Source organism: Amycolatopsis sp. WAC 04169, from assembly GCF_003947535.1.
Taxonomy (GTDB): domain Bacteria; phylum Actinomycetota; class Actinomycetes; order Mycobacteriales; family Pseudonocardiaceae; genus Amycolatopsis; species Amycolatopsis keratiniphila.
In genome coordinates this window covers 277,520-298,443 of sequence record NZ_QHJI01000012.1, presented here as the reverse complement: position 1 = coordinate 298,443, position 20,924 = coordinate 277,520, and the positions used below count along the sequence as shown (strand labels likewise).

Here is a 20,924-nt window from a genome sequence, read left to right as displayed (position 1 = left end):
CCAGCGCCCACTGCGAGTGCTGCTCGTCGACGACGACCCGCTCGTGCGAACCGGTTTGTCGATGATCCTTTCCAGCACGGGCGACATCGAGGTCGTCGCGGAAGCCGGTGACGGGGACGAGGCCGTGCCGAAGGTGACCATGCACGCGCCCGACGTCGTGCTGATGGACATCAGGATGCGGCGGATGAACGGCCTCACCGCGACCGCCGCGGTCACCGCGCTGCCCAACCCGCCGAAGGTCCTCGTGCTCACCACGTACGACCTCGACGAGTACGTCTTCGACGCGCTCGGCGCGGGCGCCAGCGGGTTCCTGCTGAAGGAGGGCTCGCCGCAGGAGATCATCGACGCGGTGCGCGTGGTCGCGGCGGGCGAGGCGATGCTGTCGCCGCGGACGACGCGGAAACTCATCGGGCATTTCGTCGCGACCAGGACGAGCCCGCGCCGCCATCGGGCGCGGGCCGGGCTGGGCACCCTGACCGAACGCGAGCGGCAGATCGTCACCGCCGTCGCGCAAGGCTGGACCAACGCCGAAATCGGCGCGGAACTGCACCTGAGCGAGGCGACGGTGAAGACCCACATCACCCGGATCTTCGCGAAACTCGACGCGACCAACCGGGTCCAGCTGACGATCTTCGCCTACGAAGCCGGGCTAGTCGCTCCCTGACCTTCCGTCGCGAGCAGCCCGGCGGCGACCGTCCCCCAGAGCACCACGGCACCTCCGAAGCCGGGCACTAGCTGCCAGGCCGCGGCCCAGCCCGCGATTGCGAGCACGGCGGCCAGCGCGGCCACAGCGCACAACAGGGCGCTCAGCACCAGGAAACGTCGAGAGCCGAACAACTTCGCGAACGGCAGGAAGTGCAGCCCGACCACGAAAAGCACCCACGCGGGCACGGCTTCGGGAACCTCGAAGACCGCCGAGAGCACCCTGGCCCCGGCGAAGATCCCCACCAGCATGAGCAGCACGGCGATCCCGTATCGCTTGCCGAACGGGCTTTCCTCCCGGCCGGCGCCCGCGGGCAGCCCGGCGCCGCGGCGGGCGGTCAGGACGAGCCAGCCCACCAAACCCAGCACCGCGACGATGCCCACGACGACCAGCGGCGTCGATCCGTCGGCGACGGAGGAGGCGCCGAAGAACCACCATCCGGCACCGAATCCCACGCCGATCGCGGAACTGATCAGCAAGGTGATCAGATGCCCTTTGGTGAACCGCGCGTCCGTCATCACGCGAGCCCGGCGAGGAGGGCTGCGGCCTCCTGCGGGTGCATGAGGAACCGGACGTGGCTGCTCGTCAGTGACCGCACGTCGGTCGGGTTGCCCGGGGTGAGCGCGTCCGCCTCCTTGATGAAACGGTCCTGCAGCGCGAGTGGCATCGACCGGTCTTCGGTGAGCCTGATGTAGGTGCGCGGGATCCGGCCCCAAGTGGCGGCGTCGGCGAGTTCGGTCCCGGCGTCGAGGCTCTCGTCCGGCTCAAGAGTGTTGAGGTAGGCGAAGAATTCCTGCTCGGTGCCGTCCTCGATCATCGCGGTCTTCAACGCGGCCAGCAGCGCGGGATCGGCGGTGCGCCAATTCATCCGGAGCGCGCCGAGCTCGGCCGGGTTCGCGACGACGACCCCGCCGACGTCGTTGAGCGCGCTGCTCGCGTACTCGGGCCCCTGCATGTACTCGCCCACCGTCGCGTCGACGCAGCACCACGCGGAGATGTAGACGATCCGGTCGATCAACTCCGGGACGGCGTTCGCGACGCCGGTGAGCACGAGCCCACCGCGGCTGTGCCCGACCAGGATGACGGGACCGTGCTCGGCGACCTTGCGCACGACGTCCACCACCTGCTCGACGGCCTCGGCCAACGTGGCGCCTGCCTGGTTCGACGGCGCCGTGGCCAGCTCTTCGAGGTCTTGCGGTGCCTGGTAAGCGGCGTGGAAACCGGCGGCGAAGCCGTGTCCGGGAAGGTCGACGGCCAGCGTGCGGTGCCCGAGCAGGGCGAGCTCGCGTTGCAGCGGGCCCCAGGTGAACGAGGCGCTGTTGGAACCGTGGACCAGGACGTAAGTGGGATTCACGGTTCGTATCCTGACATCCCGGCTTTGCCGGTCGACGATCGTGAGGCCCAGCACATGACTCGTCGCGTTCCTGGTGATCCGTTGTCGGGGTTGCCGGACGATCATGTTGACATCCGACATCTCCATTGAGTCACGAGATGTAACGCGAGAGCTTCCATTTACGACCTAGGTCCCGCAACGCGGCGAGAGCCACTGGGGAAGGTGCGGGCATCGCGCACCGAGGAACGTGTCATATGGAGGGCATCACTATGGAGATCGCAGAGCGCGCACAGGCTCTGGCTCTGAAAATCCGGAAGCACAAGGCCGACATCCAGACGGAAGAGGCTACCAAAAACGCTTTCGTGATGCCCTTCATCAGTACGGTCCTTGGATACGACGTCTTCAATCCCGCGGAAGTCATCCCCGAATTCACGGCTGATGTCGGCACTAAAAAGGGCGAAAAGATCGACTACGCCATCGTGCACGACGGACAGGTGCAGGTACTCGTCGAGGCCAAGAAGATCAACGATCCGCTTCGGATCGAGCACGCTTCCCAGCTTTTCCGCTACTTCGCCGTGACCAATGCGAGGATCGCCATCCTCACCAACGGCGAAGTCTACCAGTTCTACACCGATCTGGACGCGCCGAACAGAATGGACGCGAAACCCTTTCTGGTACTCGATTTTTCAGATATCGACGAGACGCTCATTCCCGAGCTCGCGAAGTTGAGCAAGGAGTCCTTCAACCTGGACTCGGTCATCAGTGCCGCCGAGGAACTCAAGTACATCGGCCAGATCAAGCGGATCCTCGCGACCCAGTTCAAGACACCCGAGGACGAGTGGGTGAAGTTCTTGGCAGGCCGTGTTTACGAAGGCTCCTTCACCCAGCGAGTGCGCGACCAGTTCGCCCCACTTGTGGACAAGGCGGCCCGGCAGTTCCTCAACGAGCAGGTCAACGACCGCCTGAAGAACGCGCTGGGCGGGCCCGATTCCTTCGTCAGCGTTTCAGCCGGTGCGCCCAATCTTTCCGATCAGGAAGTTCCCGCCGAGGACTCCCCCGAGGCTCCGGCGGAAGCACGGACCCGTGACAGCAACGGGGATGTGGTGACGACCGAAGAAGAGCTCGAGGGTTATCGGATCGTCCGCGCGATCGTCTGCCGAGAGGTTCCGGCAGCCAGGATCATCGCGCGCGATACGAAGACCTACTTCGGCGTCCTGCTTGACGACAACAATCGTAAGCCGATCGCACGCCTGTGGTTCAACCGTTCGAAGAAGTACCTCGGCGTCTTCGACGAGAACAAGGTCGAGACACGCATCCCCATCACGACAGTCGAGGAGATCTACCAGCATGCAGACCACCTCCGGAAGACCGTGACCCGGTACAACTCTGCAGCCACTGCCGAACCCAGGACGGCCGAAGGCACAGTGTCGAACGGCGCGGATTCGTCGCTCAGTCCGCGATGAGCACCTGACCCGCCCCGTCGAACCGGTAACCGACCCCGCGCACCGTCGCGATCGGTGTCAGCACCGGCTCCAGCTTGCCCCGGATCTTGCGGACATGGACGTCCACGGTCCGGACGTTGCCGCCGGACAGGCCCCACACCCGCTCCATCAGCGTGATGCGGTCGAAGACGCGGTCCGGATTCCGGCTCAGGAACAGCAGGAGGTCGAACTCGAGCCTGGTGAACTCCAGTACCTCGCCGCGCAGCAGCACCCGCCGCGAATCCGGCTCGATGCGCAGCGGCGGGGCGGACTCACCGGACCGGCCGGCGAGTTCGACGACCTGGCCTGTCCGGACGGTCCGTGCCGTCAAGGTCACGCCGACAGTGTCCTCAAAGGACTCAAGCAGGCGCGCGGCGATCGTCGCGGCGTGCTCGGAGTCGGTGTTCACCCGCAACGCCAGGGTCAGCTCGACGGTCGGCTCGAAGCTCACCGCGACCGACTGGGTCATCTCACACCACCCGGACCGAATGCCGAACGACGGCGTCGAACAGGTAGCCCTGCGTGTTGTGCGGGGTGACCTCCGGCTGGGTGGCACCGGTGATGTCGGTGGCTCGCGCCCGCAGCGTATGGACACCGGGAACACCGGCGCGCCAAGGGATCTCCCAGCGCTGCCACCCTCGATCCGCGGCCGCTCCCACGAACTTCGCCTGCCGCCAACCATTTCCGGTATCGACGTCGACCCGCCGGATCCGGCCGTTGCCCGACCACGAGCGGCCGCGCAGCACCTGCCTGCCGCCCGCCGCGAACTCGGCGTTCCAGGGCAATTCGAACGCGCTCTTGACCACCTGCCGGGTCACGAGCGTGCCCTCCGCGGGATAGCCCGGCCCGAGCAGCCGGTAGTACTGCGTGTTCCACGGCGACACCAGCGGCGTCTCGGAGACTTCGATACGCCCCAACCATTTGATCGACGAGATCCCGGCCCAGGACGGCACGACGAGTCGCACCGGATAGCCGTGGTCCGGCGGGAGCGGGCGTCCGTTCATCTCGTAGGCCAGCAAAACGTCCTGCAACGCTTTCGCGACCGGCAAAGGACGGCGCACCTTCCCCAGGTTGACCCCGCCGGTGACGTAATCGGCGTCCAGCCCCTCCGGCAGGACGTCCACCGCGTGCCGCGTCAGGCCCGCTTTGGCCAGCACCGTGGAAAGCCGGACACCACGCCAGCGCGCGACGCCGATCGCGCCGAGCTTCCACGCCGTGCCGGACACCGATTGCCCTTGCTGGCTGGTGAAGTAACTCCGTCCGTTGCCCGCGCATTCGATGGCGGAAGTGATCGTCTCGGAAGGGAACCGGAGCAGGTCTCGGTAGCTGAACTCGACCGGCCCTCCGCTGAGCCCGGTCCCGAAGAGCTTCAGCCGCCAAGTGCCGACGTCGATCGTCGGAGTGGCGGTGTGGTTCCGCACGAAGAACCGTTCGACCGGGGTCAGATAGCCCTGGCCGCTCATCGCTTCCCAGCGGGTCTCCGCGTTGGTGCCGTAGACCTCGAAGATCTCCGGCGGCAGGGGCTTCACGATCGGTGTGGCCGCCGACGCCGTCCCGGACGGAAGCGCGCCGAACGCCGTCAGCGCGAGTGAGCCGCCGGCCGTCAGCCGGAGCATCCCGCGCCGCGACAGCGCCTTCCCCGCCCGCCATTGCTCGATCCGAGTGCGGTCGTAGGTGGCTTCGTCGGTCAGGCCGGTTCCGGTCATGTGGGTCATTGTCGGCAGCGGCCGACCACGCGGACCAGCATGTCCACAGAGCGGAACTCTTCAGGTCCGGAATGCCGTACGTGCCCCGGACGGGGATCGAACCCGCACTGTGTCGATTTTAAGTCGACTGCCTCTGCCAGTTGGGCTACCGGGGCACGGGTCAGCCTAGGCGATGCCCCGAGCGAGGTGATGACCTAGTTCGCCTTGTCGGCTTGGCGGTACTTCTACTGGCGGACAGCAGCAGCGCCAAGACCCACCGGCACACCTTAAACGCCGTGAAGGCCTCCTTCCCTACGCTCAAGGTAAGGAGGGAGGCCTTCACGGAACTACGAAGTCAGGACTTCGACAGCCGGTCGAACTCCTCGCGCGGGTTGTTGATCTGACCGAGCGAAATGACCTCGCGCCGGAACAGGCCACCGAGCATCCAGTCGAACAGGATGCGGATCTTGCGGTTCCATGTCGGCATCGCCTTGAGGTGGTACGCGCGGTGGAAGAGCCAGGCCGGGAAGCCCTTGATCTTCAGGTTCAGCGCGTCGGCGACACCCTTGTGCAGGCCGAGGCTGGCCACCGCACCCAGGTTCTTGTGGTAGTAGTCCTTCGGCTTGCCGCCGCGGATCACCTTGATGATGTTCTTCGACAGCAGACGCGCCTGACGGACGGCGTGCTGCGCGTTCGGCGGGCAGGTCGCGGTCGGGTCCTGCTCGGTGCGCGAGAGGTCCGGCACGGCGGCGTTGTCACCGGCGGTCCAGACGTCGGGGTGCCCGACGACCTGCATCGCGGCGGTGGCCTCGACCCGGCCGCGCTTGTCCAGCGGCAGGTCCGAGCTGGCGAGCACCGGGTTCGCCTTCACACCCGCGGTCCAGATGATCGTGTCGGTGTCGAATTCGGTGCCGTCCGAGAGCACGACGTGGCCGTTCTCGAACGACTTCGCCGCTGTCGACAAATAGACTTCGATGCCGCGCTTCTCGAGCTGCTCGACGGTGTACACACCGAGCGTCTCGCGCACCTCGGGGAGGATCCGCCCGGCGGCCTCGACGAGCACCCAGCGGATGTCCTCGACCTTGAGGTTCGGGTAGTAGTTCTCCACCGCGAACCGGGTCATGTCCTCGAGCTCGGCCAGCGCTTCGATACCGGCGAACCCGCCGCCGACGACGGTGAACGTCAGCAAGCGCTTGCGCTGCTCGGGGTCGAGCGTGCTGGCGGCCTCGTCCAGCTTCGTCATGACGTGGTTGCGCAGGTAGATCGCTTCGCCGATGGTCTTGAAGGCGATGCCCTCCTCGACCAGGCCCGGGATCGGCAGGATGCGCGCGACGGCACCGAGCGCGACCACGAGGACGTCGTAGTTCAGCTGCTCGACGTGCCCGTCGGCGGCCTCGACCGTCACGGCTTTGCGCTCGTGCTCGATCTTCGTCACGCGCGCGGTGAGCACGTGGCAGCGCTTGAGCACGCGCCTCAGCGGCACGACCACGTGCCGCGGTTCGATCGCACCGGCCGCCGCCTCGGGCAGGAAGGGGGCATAGGTCATGTGCGGCTGCGGATCAACGACCGTCACGGACGCTTCGTTGGCCCGGAGCATCTTCTGGAGCCCGTACGCCGTGTAGAGCCCGACGTACCCACCACCAAGGACGAGGATCCGTGTCGGTTCCGACTTAACACCAGCCATATTTCTATAGTCGCACCCATCAGCTGAGATCGCTCGCAGACCCCATCCGGCTGTGACCAGCGTCGCCACGGTTTCCGCACCGATTCAGTTCAGGCCAGCCACCGAGGTCGCGGAGGCCAGGACGTCGCACACCATGTCAAGCGTCAGGCGGCCGGTCTGGACATTGCGCTGCGACACGTGGTAACAGCCGAAAAGGCGCAGGTCGCCGAGTTCCACTTCGACTCCGTGGCCGAATTTCGGGCGTGGCGCCGGCACGGGCCAACCCGCCTCCGCGAGCACCGGCAGCAACGCCTGCCAGCCGAACGCGCCGAGCACCACGACGGCCTTCAGCGTCGGTTTCAGCAACGCGAACTCGGCCGCGAGCCACGATCGGCAGGTCTCCCGCTCCTCAGGTGTGGGCTTGTTCGCGGGTGGCGCGCATCTCACCGGGGAGACCATCCGGGTGCCTCGCAGCTCCAGCCCGTCACCTATATGGGTCGACGTCGGCTGCGACGCGACACCGACCCGGTGAAGCGCCTTGAAGAGAACGTCACCGGACGGGTCGCCGGTGAACAACCGGCCGGTCCTGTTCGCGCCATGTGCGGAGGGAGCGAGGCCGACGATGGCCAGCGACGCGTCCGGCGGGCCGAAGCCGGGCACGGGCCGGGCCCAATAGGTCTCGCCGGCGAACGCCGCCCGTTTGACCACGGCGATCTCCTCGCGCCAGGCGACGAGCCGCGGGCAGGCACGGCAGTCCACGACCTCGGCGTCGAGTTCGGCGAGTGAACGGAACCTCATGACGCTTCTTTCAGTGTGTCGCGGGCGAGGCGGTCGGCGTGCCGGGTCGTCTCCGGCTGACGGAACGCCGGTGCCAGCCGCAGCACCTGGCGGCACGCGTTGTCCAGCGAGATCTTGTGGCCGACGGAGACGTAAACCGGTTTCACGTCGTCCTGGGTGCGCAGGACCGCGCCGACGACCTCGCCCTCGTCCAGCAGGGGTGCCCGCGAGCCACGGGCACCGCCGGGCTCGTCGTGTTCACCGATGAAGCGGGTCTTGCCGACCCCGATGGACGGCAGGCCGGTCACGACGCCGACATGGCAGGCGAGCCCGAACCGGCGCGGATGCGCCAGGCCGTGCCCGTCGCAGACCAGCAGATCCGGAACGTGTTCGAGCGCGCGGAGGGCGTCGAGCAGCGGAGGAAGCTCACGAAACGCGAAAAGGCCCGGTTCGTACGGGAACGAAATCCGGGAAACGACCGATCGCTTTTCCACGACGCGGAATCCGGAGGTCTCGAGGGTGACCGCGGCCGCGGCGATCAGGCCGCTGCCCTCGTCGTACGCGACGTCCAGCCCGGTGACCGTGGCGATCTCTTGTGGACAGCGATCTTCGAGATCGACCAGGCCACGCAGGGTTTCCTGGATCTCGATCGCCTGCCGGGGCGTGCCCGGGCGATCATGCGCCGTGACGATGTCCACACCTACAGACTGCCAGTAAGTTGGAGGCATGCCGGACACCAATCCCGATTCGAAGGCCGCCGACGAGAAGGACACCCCGTCGGTGGAAACCAAGGTCGAACCGACCGACGACCTGGTCACCACGAAGCACACGCTGACGCTCAAGCGCAAGAAGCTCGCGTACACCGCCCAGACCGGGCGGATCGTGCTGCGGAAGGAGGTCATCACCGACGGCAAGTCCGAAGGCCACAAAGCCAAGGCCGAGGTGTTCCTGACCTCCTACACGCTCGACGACGCGGAGCCCGGCTCGCGCCCGGTCACGTTCGCGTTCAACGGCGGGCCCGGCTCGGCGAGTGTCTGGCTGCACATGGGCCTGCTCGGCCCGCGCCGCGTGCTTTCGGGCGATGTCGACGACCCGGTCGCGCCGCCCTACGGGCTGACCGACAACCAGGAAACCCTGCTGGCGCACAGCGACCTGGTGTTCATCGACCCGGTGTCGACCGGCTACTCACGCGCCGTGGACGGCGAGGCGGCCAAGGAGTACCACGGGTACACCGCCGACATCGAGTCCATCGGCGAGATCATCCGGCTGTGGGTCTCGCGCAAACAGCGCTGGCTGTCGCCGAAGTTCCTGGCGGGCGAGTCCTATGGCACGCTTCGCGCGGCCGGGCTGGCGTCGCATCTGCAGGAACGCCACGGGATGTACTTCAACGGGCTCCTGCTGATCTCGTCCGTGCTGGATCTGGGCACCCTGCGGTTCACCGAGGGCAACGACCTGCCGTACTCGCTCTACGTGCCGACGTACGCGGCGATTGCGCACTACCACGGTCTCCACGGCGACCGGCCGCTCGACGACGTCCTGGCCGACGCCGAAGACTTCGCGGCCAAGGAACTCCCCTGGGCGCTCGCCCGCGGCGCTCGTCTGTCCACACAGGACCGAGCGGAGGCCGTGGCGACGCTCGCTTCGTTGACCGGGTTGAGCGAGTCCTATGTGGACCGGGTGAACCTGCGGATCGAACACGTCCGCTACTTCACCGAACTGCTGCGGGACAAGGGCCTGGTCGTCGGGCGGATGGACGGCCGGTTCACCACCTGGGAGCCCGACGGCGGCCGTGAGCACATGAGCGACGACCCGTCGATCTCGCGGATCATCGGCGCCTACACGGGCGGGCTCAACCACTACGTGCGGGCCGAACTCGGCTACGAGAACGACCTGCCGTACGAGATCCTCTCGACGGACGTCTTCAAGGCCTGGTCGTACTCGGACTTCGAGGGACGCTCGGTGTCCTCTGTGGACTCGCTCGCTTCCGCCATGCGAGCGAACCCGCATCTTCGGGTGCATGTCGCCTTCGGTCACTACGATGGCGCGACGCCGTACTTCGCTTCTGAGCACGTGCTGGCGCGCCTTCAGATTCCCGAGGAATTGCGGGAGAACATCGACACAGCGTACTACCCGGCCGGGCACATGATGTACGTGCACGAGGAGTCGCGGGTGCGGCAAGCGAAGGACCTGGCGAAGTTCATCAAGGCCGCTTCGGGCAGGTAGCCGCCCCCTCCGCTCTCCAAGTGTCATGAAAGGGTCGTTCAGGACGTTTTTCGTCCTGAACGACCCTTTCATGACATATCCGTAGCGAATTCTGTCGGGGGTCGGATCGATCATTCCCGACATGACCATTTCAAAGCTCCTCCAGACCCAATCCCTACTACTCGAGCACAGCAGCCACGGTGTGATCACGGCTTGGCGGCTCGAACAGTTGGGCGTGCCGCAGCGCACGACCTATCGCAGATGCCAACCCGGCGGTCCATGGACGCACCTGCTGCCAGGGATCGTGCTCTTGTCCCGAACACCTCCGACGACGCGTCAGCGCATCGAAGCCGCCCTCCTGCACTGCGATCACCGCGGCATGGTGACCGGGTTCGAGGCGCTCCGTCTTTATGGACTGTCAGCAACACTCCGGACCCGAGCGGTTCATGTGCTCGTCCCGGAGGACCACAAGTTCACAAGCGCGAACTTCACGATCGTCGAACGAACGAAGCACTTTCCCGAACCGGTCGTCCTCGACGGCGTACCTGTCGCTCCGCCGAGTCGGGCGGTTTTGGACGGTCTCCGTCGCGTACGTGACTTCGACCTGGTGAGCGCCACCTTGCTCGAAGCTCTCGAATCAGGTCTGTGCGACCATCACGATCTCGTGACCGAGCTGGACTCCGGGAGCCGACGAGGTACCGCGCTGCCGAGATCGGTGTTGCGCAGACTGACGGAGGACGTTCGCTCCGTGCCGGAGCTCGACGCCGTCGCGCTCTGGCGAAGCGCTGGCCTTCCCGAACCGATGTGCAACGTCAAGGTCTTCGATCAGAACGGCCGGTTCATCGCGATGTCCGATTTCTGGGACGACGAAGTCGCCATGGCCTGGGAGGTCGATTCTTGGGAATTCCACCAGAAGGGCGCGCTCTTCGCGAAGACCGTCGAGCGGAACAACCGCTACACGGCAAGCGGAATCGTCGTGGTGCAGACTCTACCGAGCAAGTTGCGCTCCGATCCTCAAGGCGTGATCCGTGACCTGAGGGCCGCGCGCAAATGGGCCTCCGCTCGACCAAGGCCGCCGGTGACCGTCGTCCCAGCCCGGAAACGGTCCGCCTGATCCTGCCCCGATGTCATGAAAGGGTCGTTCAGGACATAAAACGTCCTGAACGACCCTTTCATGACACACAACCCAGGCGACACGTACCAAAGCGACGCCTAAGGAACCGAAGGGATCAGCCGCGCAGGTACTGGGAACCGCGCGTCACGGCCGACCAGGCGTCAACGGCACCATGGCCGTAGAAGCCGTTGAACGAAGCGTCACCGGTGCAGGTCGCGGTGAACGAAGCGTCCCGGCCTTCCTTCAGGTAGTCGACGGTCCGCGGCACCGGGCAGGCGATGTCCGAAGCCGTGCCTTCGAGCACCCGCTGCACGGCGTCCGGGTTCATCCCGAAGTCACGCGAACCCTTGCCGTACTGCGAAACGATCAGCGCGGCGACACCCGAAGCGTGCGGCGACGCCATCGACGTCCCCTGCAGCCACTGGTAGTAGCCGACGCGGCCGTCGGCGGCGGTCGCCTTCTGGATACCGGCGGAGACACCGTCGGGCGTGAGGTTCCCGTCCGCGTCGATCATGCCTTCCGCGACACCGACGTTGCGCGGGTACGTCGAAAGGATCATGTTTTCGTTCGTGCGGTGCCACGGGGTGCCGAAGTAGTCACGGAAGTATCCACCGGGCGCGGACACCGAGATCTGCTCGACGCCGTAGTTCGAGTAGTCCGCCTTCGCCTGCGACGGGCCGAAGGACGAGACACCGATCGTGTGCGGGCCCTCGACGGGCAGCGAGAGGCAGCTCGCGTTGTCGATCTGCCGCGGGTGCGTGCTGTTCGAAGGGTAGTTGGGGCTCGACGCGTCGGGCTGCGGGGCGCCGAGGTCGCTGTGCTGGTTGCCCAGCGAGACGACCTGGGTGACGCCCTTGCGGTGCGCGTAGTTCAGCGCGCGGGTCGTCGCCTCGATGATGGTGCGCTGCTCGGCCTGCTGCTCAGCCGAGTCCGCCGGGTTCGCGGTGCAGTTGTACAGCCAGGGATCCGTGAAGAAGCTCATGTTCACGACGTCCACACCGGCGTCGCCGGCGTAGGTGATCGCGTCCACGGTCGGCTGCAGGAAGAACGAGCCCGAGTCCTGCCCGGCGCGGAGGTTCACCAGCGTCACGTTCGGGGCGACCCCCGAGACACCGAAACCGTTCGCGGCCGCGCCGATGGTGCCGGCGACGTGCGTGCCGTGCCCGTTGTCGTCGTGGTCCACCGGGTCGACACAGCTGCGGAACTCACACGGCCCGTCGACGACGGCGCCGTTCACGTCGGTGACGATGTCCTTGGTGAAGTTCCGCGACGCCGCGCGGTCGAAGTTCGGCGCGATGTCCGGGTGGCTGCCGTCGACGCCGGTGTCGATGACGCCGACCTTCACCCGCTTGTCACCCGGCTGCTTGGTACGCGAGAGGTCCGACCGGACGGACTTGAGGCCCCAGAGCTGATCGTCGAGCGGGTCCATGCCGACGGCGTTCGCCTGCACCGGCTTCTTGGCCGACGCGCCGCCGCGGCCCTCCTTCTCGACGGCACCCGGCTTGTCCTTCACCTTGCCCTGCTTCGGCGCGGTGCCGATCGCCTTCGCTTTGGCGGCACCGAAAACCGCGCGGTCCGCGGAGACCCGCTCGGCGAAACCGTTGGCGGGCGCGGTCGCGGTGATCAGGCCGACCGCGGCGTTGCTCGTCACCACGGTGCCCCCGGCGGCGCGGATCGCCCTTTCCACCGAAGCGACGCTTTGGCCTTCACGGGCCAGGACGGAGAATTCGGTCGCCGCACCGGAAAGCTGCGGCTGCGCGGAAGCCGTCGGCGCGGCGACGATCGCGCCGAACAGCGGTACCGCGAGCGCGATCACGAGAGATCTTGGCTTTTTCACTTCCTGCCTCCTGAAGAAAACTATTCGTGCAAACTACGTCAGCAATGGCCACGTATCAACGAAGTCCCTACGAAAGTCAGGGGACGACGGTTTTCTCCTCCGCGAAATGACAGGCAGACAAATGCCCACCCGCCCTGGTGATCAATTCGGGTTCCTGATCGGCGCAAATGTCCTGCGCCTTCCAGCACCGCGTGCGGAACCGGCAGCCGGACGGCGGATCCAGCGGGCTCGGCACGTCGCCTTCCAGGCGGATCACCTGCCGCTGCCCGCGCAACGCCGGATCCGCGACCGGCACCGCGGACAGCAGCGCCTGCGTATAGGGATGCGACGGATGTTCGTAGATCTCCTCTTCCGTCCCCATTTCCACGATCTTGCCGAGATACATCACCGCGACTCGCGTGGAAAGGTGACGGACAACGGACAGATCGTGTGCGATGAACACATAGGAAAGGCCGAATTCCTTCTGCAGTTCACCGAGCAGGTTCATCACCTGCGCCTGGATCGAAACGTCCAGCGCGGAAACCGGTTCGTCGCAGATGATCACCTTCGGCCGCAACGCCAGCGCCCGCGCGATCCCGATGCGCTGGCGCTGTCCGCCGGAGAACTGGTGCGGATAGCGGTTGATGTGCTCCGGGTTCAACCCGACGACGTCGAGCAGCTCCCGCACCTTCGCCGCCCGCGACCCCTTCGGCGCCACCTCGGTGTGGATTTCGAAGGGTTCGCCGATGATGTCGCCGACCGTCATCCTCGGGTTCAGCGAGGTGTACGGATCCTGCAGCACGATCTGGATCTCGCGCCGCAGCCTCCGCAGTTCCGCTCCCCGCAACGCGAAGATGTCGCGGCCTTCGAAGGTCGCGAGCCCGCCCGTGGGTTCCTCCAGCCGCATCAGCACCTGGGCCAGCGTGGACTTGCCACACCCGGACTCCCCCACAACGCCGAGCGTTTCCCCGGGCATCAGGTCGAAGGAGACCCCGTCGACGGCCTTCACGTGCCCGATGGTGCGTTTGAAGAGGATCCCCGCCCGCACCGGGAAGTACTTCACCAGGTTTTCGACGCGCAGAATGGGCTCAGACACGGCCGCTCACCACCTCGTCGGCGAAGTGGCAGGCGCTGACCCGGCCGAAACCGAGACTGTGCAGGGCGGGCCGTTCGGTCTCGCACCGGCTTTCCGCCCGCGGGCAGCGCGGATGGAACGGGCAGCCGGGCGGGACGTTCAGCAGGCTCGGCGGCAGGCCCTTGATGGTCTCCAGCGTCTGTCCTTTGAGGTCGAGCCGCGGCAACGAGGCCATCAACGCCTCGGTGTAGGGATGCCCCGGCGAGCGGAACAACTCGGCGACGTCGGCCTGTTCGACGATCCGGCCCGCGTACATCACGGCGATCCGGTCGGCGACCTCGGCGACCACCGCCAGGTCGTGGGTGATCAGGATCAGCCCCATCCGCCGTTCGGCCTGGATCTCGGCCAGCAGGTCCATGATCTGGGCCTGCACGGTGACGTCGAGCGCGGTCGTCGGCTCGTCCGCGATCAGCAGATCCGGGTCGAGCGCGAGCGACATGGCGATCATCGCGCGCTGCCGCATCCCGCCCGAGAACTGGTGCGGGTACTCGCGGACCCGGCGGGCGGCCGCCGGGATGCGCACGATGTCGAGCAGTTCGATCGCCCGTTTGCGCGCGTCCTTTTTGGACATGCCGAGCCGCACCCGCAACTGTTCCTCGATCTGGAATCCCACGGTGAACACGGGATTCAACGCCGAAAGCGCGTCCTGGAAGATCATCGCGATCTCCCCGCCCCGCACCTCACGCCGCCGCTCTTCGGTGGCGGTGAGCAGATCCTCGCCGCGGTAACGGACCGCGCCGCCGGTGACGACGGCGGGCGGGCTGTCGAGAATGCCCATCACGGTCTGCGCCGTGACGCTCTTGCCGGAGCCCGATTCTCCCAGCACGGCAAGGGTTTCCCCGGCGTGCACGGAGTAGTCGACGCCGTTGAGCACGGTCGCGACACCGTCGGAGGTGCGGAATTCGACGTGGAGGTCTTCCACTTCCAGCAGCAATTCGTCGGTCACGGCCGATCACCGGGCCTTCGGGTCGAGCGCGTCGCGGATCCCGTCACCGAGCATGACGAAGGCGAGCACGGTGATGGTCACGAACCCGGCGGGGAACAACAGCATGTGCGGATTCACCCGGAAGTAGTCCCGGGCGTCGCTGATCATCACGCCCCACGAGACGACCGGTGGCCGCACACCGACACCGAGATACGCCAGTGTCGCTTCCGCGCCGATGAACGCGCCGAGTGCGATGGTCCCGTAGACCAGCACCGGCGCGACCGTGTTGGGCAGCAGATGCCGGAACACGATGCGCGGCGTGCTCGCTCCGAGGCCGCGTGCGGCCTTGACGTAGTCGAGCTGTTTGGCCACCAGCGTCGCCGACCGCATGATGCGCATCGCCACCGGCCAGCTCAGCGCGGCGATCGAGACGACCACCTGCACGATGATGGTCACCACGCCGGGGTTCGAGCCGGGCGCGTTGAACGTGGTCAGGATGACGATCGCGCCGAGCACGAACGGCAGCGCCGCGAAGATGTCGCCCACCCGCGAGAACAGGCTGTCGACGAGACGGCCGTAGTACCCGGCGATGATCCCGACCACCGAGCCGATCAGGATCGTCAGGATCGTCGCGAAGACACCGACCAGCAGCGACGCCCGCGCACCGTGGATGGTCCGCGCATAGACGTCGTAGCCCTGGTTGTCGTAGCCGAACCAGGCGTCCGCGGACGGTCCTTCGTTGGCGTGGAGCAGATCGCTGAACCCGGCGGGCCGGGAACTGAACAGGTCGGGCGCGATCGCGATGAGCACGACGAGCGCGATGATGACGGCGGAGATGATGAACGACGGCCGCTTGCGCAACATCCGCCAGGCGTCGCCGCCGAGGCTGCGCGGTTTGTGCGCCTCCGCGGAATCGTCGGCGACACCGGCACCGGCGACGTCCACAGAGGACACGCCGCCGGCCACATTGGGGTCAGTCATAACGGATCCTCGGGTCGAGAACGGCGTAGAGCAGGTCGACGATGAGACTCACCAGCAGGTAGACCATCACCAGCAGGACGACGACGCCGGTGACGGTGGCGCCCTCCCGGTTCTGGATACCGCGGAAGATGAGCCCGCCGATGCCGTTGATGTTGAACACGCCTTCGGTGACGATGGCCCCGCCCATCAGCGCGCCGATGTCGGTGCCGATGAAGGTGAGCACCGGGATCACCGAGTTCCGGAGCAGGTGCACGCCGACGACGCGGCTGCGCGGCTGTCCTTTCGCGACGGCCGTGCGGACGTAGTCGGCGTGCCGGTTCTCCGCGATGCTCGTTCTGGTCAGCCGGGCTATGTAGGCCATGGAAAGGCTGCCGAGCGCGATTCCTGGCACGATCAGTTCGCCGATCGTGGCGTCCTCGGACACGCTCGCGTCGATGATGCCCAGTTCCGAACCGAGGACGATCTGCAGCACGATCGCGGTGACGAACACCGGGATCGAGATCAGGAACGTGGTGGACATCAGCACGAGGTTGTCGAGGAAACCCTTGCCGCGCAGGCCGGTCAGGATACCCGCGGACAGGCCGATGATCGCTTCGATGGCCACCGCGATGAGGGCGAGCCGGACGGTCACCGGATAGGCGTTGCCGATCAGTTCGCCGACCGAGTTGCCGTTGAAGGTCTCGCCCCAGTCGCCGGTGAACAGGTTGCCGAGGTATTTGAAGTACTGGACGAAGATCGAATCGTCGAGGTTGAACTTCGCCGTCATCATCTCGATGTAGGCGGGCGGGCAGGCGACCTGGCCGCATTTGCCGGCGAACGGATCACCGGGCACCGCCCACACGAGGGCGTAGATGAGGAACGTCGTGCCGAAGAAGACCGGGATGAGTTGAAGTAGGCGTCGAAGGATGTACTGGGGCATGGGCGTGCCGTCCTGGGGATCGCGTGGTGGGAGCCGTGGGTCCGGCCGGCCGGGAGCGGTGCGCTCCCGGCCGGCACGACCACGCGATTACTTCGCCGCGACCTCGATGGACGAGTAGTCCGCGAGACGGCCGAAGTCGAGCTTCGCGACCTTGAGCCGGTTCGACTTGCCGCCGACACCCTTCTCTTCCCATACGGGGATCTGCGGCAGATCCTTCGCGATCAGGTCCTCGGCCTGCTGGTACAGCTTGATCGCGGCCGCCTTGTCGGCGGTCTGGTCCGCCTGGGTCAGCAGCGCGTCGACGGCCGGGTTGTTGTACGTGGAGTCGTTCGACGAACCGGTGCTCTTGTAGCGCGGGTTCAGGTAGTTCTCGATCGACGGGTAGTCGGCGGACCAGTCGGAGCGGCCCATGCCGGTCAGCTGACGGTTGTTGACGATGCTGCGCCACTGCCCGAAGTCGGTCGCCGGCACGAAGTCGCATTCGACGCCGAGCGCGTTCTTGATGCTGTTGCACGCCGCGACCAGCGGCTCCTTGCGGCCACCGTCGGCGTTCGACGCGATGGTCAGCTTGCCGGTGAAACCGGACTTCGCGAAGAACTCCTTGGCCTTCACCGGGTCGAACTTGCAGAACTCGCCGCAGACACCGGGCCGGTAACCCTCGATACCGCGCGACACGTAGCCGTCGGCGGGCGCGTAGGTGTCGTTCATGACGGTCTTGACGATCTGCTCGCGGTCGATGGCCAGCGAGATCGCCTTGCGCAGGTCGAGGTTGTTGTAACCCGGGACGTAGTACGGGAGCGCGAGCGCGCTGATACCGAGCAGCTTCCCTTCGACCAGACGCTCACCGAGGTCGGTCTTGTACTTGCCACCGGCCTTCGCCGCGGGCGGGAGCGCCTCCATGAAGTCGAGGCGGTTGCTCAGCAGATCCTGGTACGCGGTCTCCTGGCTGGTGTAGATGCGGACTTCCAGGTCCTTGAACTTGACCTTGTCCTCGCCCTGGTACTCGTCGTACCGCGTGAGCTTCATGTTCTGGTTCGGCGTGCGCGAAACGAACTTCAGCGGCCCGTTTCCGATCGGGGCCTTGGCGAACGCCTCGGGGTCGGCGAAGAACTTGTCCGGCAGCGGCGCGAAGGCGAGGTAACCGATCTTGGTGGCGAACACCGAGAACGGGCCCTTGAGGGTGACCTGGAACTCGTAGTCGTTCACGACCTTGAGCCCGGACATCTCCTTGACGGCCGGTTCCTTGGCGCTGATCTCGTCGTAGCCCTGGATCTGCTCGAAGAACGACGCGTTCTGCATGCCGTTCTTGCCGTTCGCGCTGTAGTTCCACGCGTCGACGAAGTTCTTGGCCTTGACCTCGGTCCCGTCGTGGAACTTCCAGCCCTTTTTGATCTTGATGTCGAAGACCTTGGAATCGGTCGTGTTGATCGATTCGGCCATCAGGTTGTACGGCTCGGCGGTGTCGGATTTGTAGCCGACCAGCGCCGAAAAGACCGGCTTGAGGGCCTTGGAGCCACCGAGTTCGTTGGTGTTGGCGGGAATCAGCGAGTTCTCCGGCTCGGTGCCGTAGACCGAAACCGACGCGTTGGCGTCGGTGGCGCCGGATCCCTTGTTCTCACCGGACCCACCACCCCCACAGGCCGTCAGCAGCAGGGCCGCCGTGGCCACCACCGCCGTCGCTCCCCAGAACCCGCGTGAAGCCCGCATGTCCCCTCCAACTCTCGTCGTCGGATAGTCCGGCGGGCGCTGGTCGCGCCCTACCGCCCAGAAGGTGAGACGACGCTATGGGACAGGTGAAGGCGATCACAGTGCGTTGGTGTTGCAAATGTGTGACGGTCTCCCGGACCACCCGGTTAGAGCACAACGTTGGTAGGAACCGTGCTGGGCCGAATGGCTCAATCCGGACTGGAGGTCACCACTTGATCACCTAAAGAAATGGCTTCACGTAAGAGAAAACCCGACTGTCAGGCCAACGACAACGCGATCCCGTCGAGGATGTCGTGCTCGGAGATCACCAGTTCGCCGGGACCACCGCGCGTGGCGAACTGCTCCGCCAGCACCTGCACGATCACCGAGCCGCCGCCGATCACGTCGACCCGGCCCGGGTGGATCACCGGATTCGCGGCGCGGGTGGCGTGGTCGGCCGTGAGGAGCGACTGCGCGACCCGGTCGATGTCGGCGTGGGAGAGCTTGGAAAGGTGCGTGCGCTCGGAATCGTACTCCGACAGACCCTGCGCCACGGCGGTCAGGGTCGTGACCGTCCCGGCGACGCCGATCCACGTCTTGGCGGTGGACACGTCCACGACGTCGAAGGCCTCAGTGAGCACCTTCGCGGCCAGCTCGCGGGCTTCGGCGATCTCGGCCGCGGTCGGCGGGTCCGATTTCAGCGCGCGTTCGGTGATCCGCACGCAGCCGATGTCGACCGACTTGGCCGCGATGACCTCGGCCTGGCGGCCGTCCCAGGTGCCGACCACGAGTTCGGTCGAGCCGCCGCCGACATCGACCACCACGAAGGGACCGTCGTCGGGATCCTGTTCGCCGACCGCGCCGGTGAAGGACAGGCGGGCCTCTTCGTCCCCGCTGATGACCTCGGCCTCGGTGCCGAGGATCTCGCGCGTCATCGCGAAGAACTCGTCGCGGTTGCTCGCGTCACGGGTCGCGGACGTCGCGACCATGCGGACCTTCTCGACGCCCTTGCGGCGCGCGGCGATCGCGTAGTCGGCCAGCGCCTTGCGGGTGCGCTCGAGCGCCTCGGGCGCCAGCTTGCCGGTGGCGTCCACACCCTGGCCGAGACGGACGATCCGCATCTCGCGGTGCAGGTCGCGCAGGTCGACCGTCCCGTCGTGGCGGGGTGTCAGCTCGGCGACGAGCAGGCGGATGGAGTTGGTCCCACAGTCGATCGCGGCAACACGAGGCATGCCCCGAGCTTAGACAACGCCGATCAAGTCGGGTCGACGGCTTTGCTCGTCGACGACACCGTGGTCGTGACCGTCGTCGGCGAGGAACAGGTCGGCGGCGGAGTCGGCGTCGTGCTCGTGGTCGTCGGACTCGTGCTTGTGTTCGAGGTCGACGACGGCGTCTCCGTCACGGTGACCGTCGGGCAAGCCGGCAACTTCGGGGTCGTCTTCGATGAGGACGACGAACTCGAATTACTCGGCGGCAGCGAGCTCGACGGCGGCGGCGTCACCGAACCGGGTGGTGTCGACGGCACCGGAGGCGGCGGCACCGACGGCGGCGGCGGAGCGGCACCGGCGTTCGGGGCGCCGATGGGCACCTTGCTGTCCGGCGTCGGCAGCACTCCCGTGCGGTAGGCCTCGGCCCAGATCAGCACGGTGTTCACGTAGGTGTCCGAGTTGTTGTAGCGGAACACGGCCGCGCGCAGCTGATCCGGTTTCGACAGATCGAGGCCGCCGGAGCACAGGTACCGGCCCGTGCCCAGCGCCGCGTCGAAGATGTTGTTCGGATTGCTCTCGCCGTCGCCGTTTCCGTCGGAGGCGTAGCCCTTCCACGTCGACGGGATGAACTGCGTCGGGCCGACGGCGCGATCCCAGACCGTGTCTCCGTCGAATTTGCCGCCGTCGGTGTCCGGGATGGCCGCGAACGGGCCGGCGCCGTTGAGCTGCGGGCCGAGGATCGGCTCCAGCGTGTTGCCCTTCGCGTCGAGGTAACCGCCGCGCGCGTGGTTGGACTCGATCCGGCCGATACTCGCGATCAGCGCCCAGTCGATATGGCAACCGGGCTGTTCGGCGATGAGGACGTCGGCGGCGTTGCGGTACGCGGCGAGCGCGGTGACCGGGATGCCGAGCGGACCGTTGGGGAGTTCGTCCGCGGGGAGCGGGAGCGGAGTCGGCGCGTTCGGCAGGCTGCCGTCGACACCGATCTGCTGGACCAGCGGGTTCTTCGGGTCATAGCCGCCGACGAGGGCGACGTTGTCGGTATGGATCGTGCTCGCCGTCGCGGCCCAGCTGCCGGCACCGACGACCGCGGCACCGGCCGGGACGATGGCGAGGACACCTCCGGCGACCGCGGCGATCGTGCGGTGCCGGAGACAGAGTCTCCGGACATGACCGGAGACCGCGCCTGGCATCTGCCTCACGCGCATACCTCTGAACCCTCCCGGCGGATCACGACTAGGTGATCCGGTACACCCACCCCGACAAACCCACGAGCGGTACCCAGCCTGCCGCATG

Annotated in this window: 19 protein-coding genes and 1 tRNA gene; 4 read left to right on the top strand and 16 right to left on the bottom strand. The window is 66.6% G+C overall.

All coding sequences use genetic code 11. The features are described 5' to 3' along the window. Positions 1-16 precede the first annotated feature (16 nt). Complete coding sequence (locus tag DMC61_RS32950; RefSeq protein ID WP_063277657.1) at positions 17-664, top strand: response regulator transcription factor; 648 nt, start codon at positions 17-19, stop codon at positions 662-664. On the opposite strand, the gene DMC61_RS32945 is transcribed toward DMC61_RS32950, so the two are convergent. Continuing rightward, positions 637-1,221 (bottom strand): hypothetical protein, encoded by a 585-nt coding sequence (locus DMC61_RS32945; protein WP_125694171.1) that lies wholly within the window; start codon positions 1,219-1,221, stop codon positions 637-639. The genes DMC61_RS32950 and DMC61_RS32945 overlap by 28 nt on opposite strands. Then, positions 1,221-2,057, bottom strand: a complete 837-nt coding sequence (locus DMC61_RS32940) for an alpha/beta fold hydrolase (RefSeq protein WP_125694169.1) — start codon at positions 2,055-2,057, stop codon at positions 1,221-1,223. Before DMC61_RS32940 ends, DMC61_RS32945 begins: the two co-directional genes overlap by 1 nt. 248 nt (positions 2,058-2,305) lie before the next feature. On the opposite strand from DMC61_RS32940, the gene DMC61_RS32935 reads away from it, so the two are divergent. Next, positions 2,306-3,499 (top strand): type I restriction endonuclease, encoded by a 1,194-nt coding sequence (locus DMC61_RS32935; protein WP_125694167.1) that lies wholly within the window; start codon positions 2,306-2,308, stop codon positions 3,497-3,499. Here the strand turns inward: DMC61_RS32935 and DMC61_RS32930 are convergent. The 6 genes from DMC61_RS32930 to nfi all read right to left on the bottom strand — a co-directional run bounded on the left by DMC61_RS32930 (position 3,486) and on the right by nfi (position 8,340). Next, entirely contained in the window at positions 3,486-3,986 is a 501-nt protein-coding gene (locus DMC61_RS32930) for a winged helix-turn-helix domain-containing protein (protein ID WP_125694165.1), read from the bottom strand. The genes DMC61_RS32935 and DMC61_RS32930 overlap by 14 nt on opposite strands. A 1-nt stretch (position 3,987) precedes the next feature. Further along, complete coding sequence (locus tag DMC61_RS32925; protein ID WP_125694163.1) at positions 3,988-5,223, bottom strand: sulfite oxidase; 1,236 nt, start codon at positions 5,221-5,223, stop codon at positions 3,988-3,990. Positions 5,224-5,304: 81 nt separating this feature from the next. Beyond that, positions 5,305-5,378: transfer RNA gene (locus DMC61_RS32920), tRNA-Leu, on the bottom strand. 179 nt (positions 5,379-5,557) lie between these two features. Beyond that, positions 5,558-6,886: an NAD(P)/FAD-dependent oxidoreductase gene (locus DMC61_RS32915; RefSeq protein ID WP_005155795.1), complete on the bottom strand. Its 1,329-nt coding sequence runs from the start codon at positions 6,884-6,886 to the stop codon at positions 5,558-5,560. Between the two features lie 84 nt (positions 6,887-6,970). After that, positions 6,971-7,663: a uracil-DNA glycosylase gene (locus DMC61_RS32910; protein ID WP_125694161.1), complete on the bottom strand. Its 693-nt coding sequence runs from the start codon at positions 7,661-7,663 to the stop codon at positions 6,971-6,973. Further along, entirely contained in the window at positions 7,660-8,340 is a 681-nt protein-coding gene (gene nfi / locus DMC61_RS32905; protein ID WP_125694159.1) for a deoxyribonuclease V, read from the bottom strand. The genes DMC61_RS32910 and nfi overlap by 4 nt, the downstream gene beginning before the upstream one ends. A 28-nt stretch (positions 8,341-8,368) precedes the next feature. Between nfi and DMC61_RS32900 the strand changes: the two genes are divergently transcribed. Continuing rightward, positions 8,369-9,865, top strand: a complete 1,497-nt coding sequence (locus tag DMC61_RS32900; RefSeq protein WP_125694157.1) for a S10 family peptidase — start codon at positions 8,369-8,371, stop codon at positions 9,863-9,865. A 586-nt stretch (positions 9,866-10,451) separates the two neighbouring features. Continuing rightward, entirely contained in the window at positions 10,452-10,958 is a 507-nt protein-coding gene (locus DMC61_RS41825; RefSeq protein ID WP_233595038.1) for a hypothetical protein, read from the top strand. 115 nt (positions 10,959-11,073) lie between these two features. Here the strand turns inward: DMC61_RS41825 and DMC61_RS32890 are convergent, their stop codons facing one another. The 8 genes from DMC61_RS32890 to DMC61_RS32855 all read right to left on the bottom strand — a co-directional run bounded on the left by DMC61_RS32890 (position 11,074) and on the right by DMC61_RS32855 (position 20,836). After that, positions 11,074-12,795, bottom strand: coding sequence for a S8 family serine peptidase (locus DMC61_RS32890; protein ID WP_125694153.1), 1,722 nt, complete (start codon positions 12,793-12,795; stop codon positions 11,074-11,076). A gap of 76 nt (positions 12,796-12,871) precedes the next feature. Beyond that, on the bottom strand, positions 12,872-13,870 hold the full coding sequence (locus DMC61_RS32885; protein ID WP_016337267.1) for an ABC transporter ATP-binding protein: 999 nt from the start codon (positions 13,868-13,870) through the stop codon (positions 12,872-12,874). Next, entirely contained in the window at positions 13,863-14,855 is a 993-nt protein-coding gene (locus DMC61_RS32880; protein ID WP_016337268.1) for an ABC transporter ATP-binding protein, read from the bottom strand. Before DMC61_RS32880 ends, DMC61_RS32885 begins: the two co-directional genes overlap by 8 nt. Before the next feature lie 6 nt (positions 14,856-14,861). Next, a complete protein-coding gene (locus DMC61_RS32875; RefSeq protein ID WP_063277669.1) occupies positions 14,862-15,815 on the bottom strand; it encodes an ABC transporter permease in 954 nt (317 codons plus the stop codon). Next, positions 15,808-16,734 carry an ABC transporter permease gene (locus DMC61_RS32870; protein WP_125694151.1) on the bottom strand — a complete coding sequence of 309 codons (927 nt, stop codon included), beginning with the start codon at positions 16,732-16,734 and terminating at the stop codon, positions 15,808-15,810. Before DMC61_RS32870 ends, DMC61_RS32875 begins: the two co-directional genes overlap by 8 nt. 87 nt (positions 16,735-16,821) lie before the next feature. Then, the gene (locus tag DMC61_RS32865; protein WP_016337271.1) at positions 16,822-18,441 is read right to left on the bottom strand and encodes an ABC transporter substrate-binding protein; all 1,620 of its coding nucleotides are present in this window, start codon (positions 18,439-18,441) and stop codon (positions 16,822-16,824) included. 257 nt (positions 18,442-18,698) lie between these two features. Continuing rightward, positions 18,699-19,652 carry a Ppx/GppA phosphatase family protein gene (locus DMC61_RS32860; protein WP_125694149.1) on the bottom strand — a complete coding sequence of 318 codons (954 nt, stop codon included), beginning with the start codon at positions 19,650-19,652 and terminating at the stop codon, positions 18,699-18,701. A gap of 23 nt (positions 19,653-19,675) precedes the next feature. Further along, a complete protein-coding gene (locus DMC61_RS32855) occupies positions 19,676-20,836 on the bottom strand; it encodes a lytic transglycosylase domain-containing protein (protein ID WP_125694146.1) in 1,161 nt (386 codons plus the stop codon). Between the last annotated feature and the right edge of the window lie 88 nt (positions 20,837-20,924).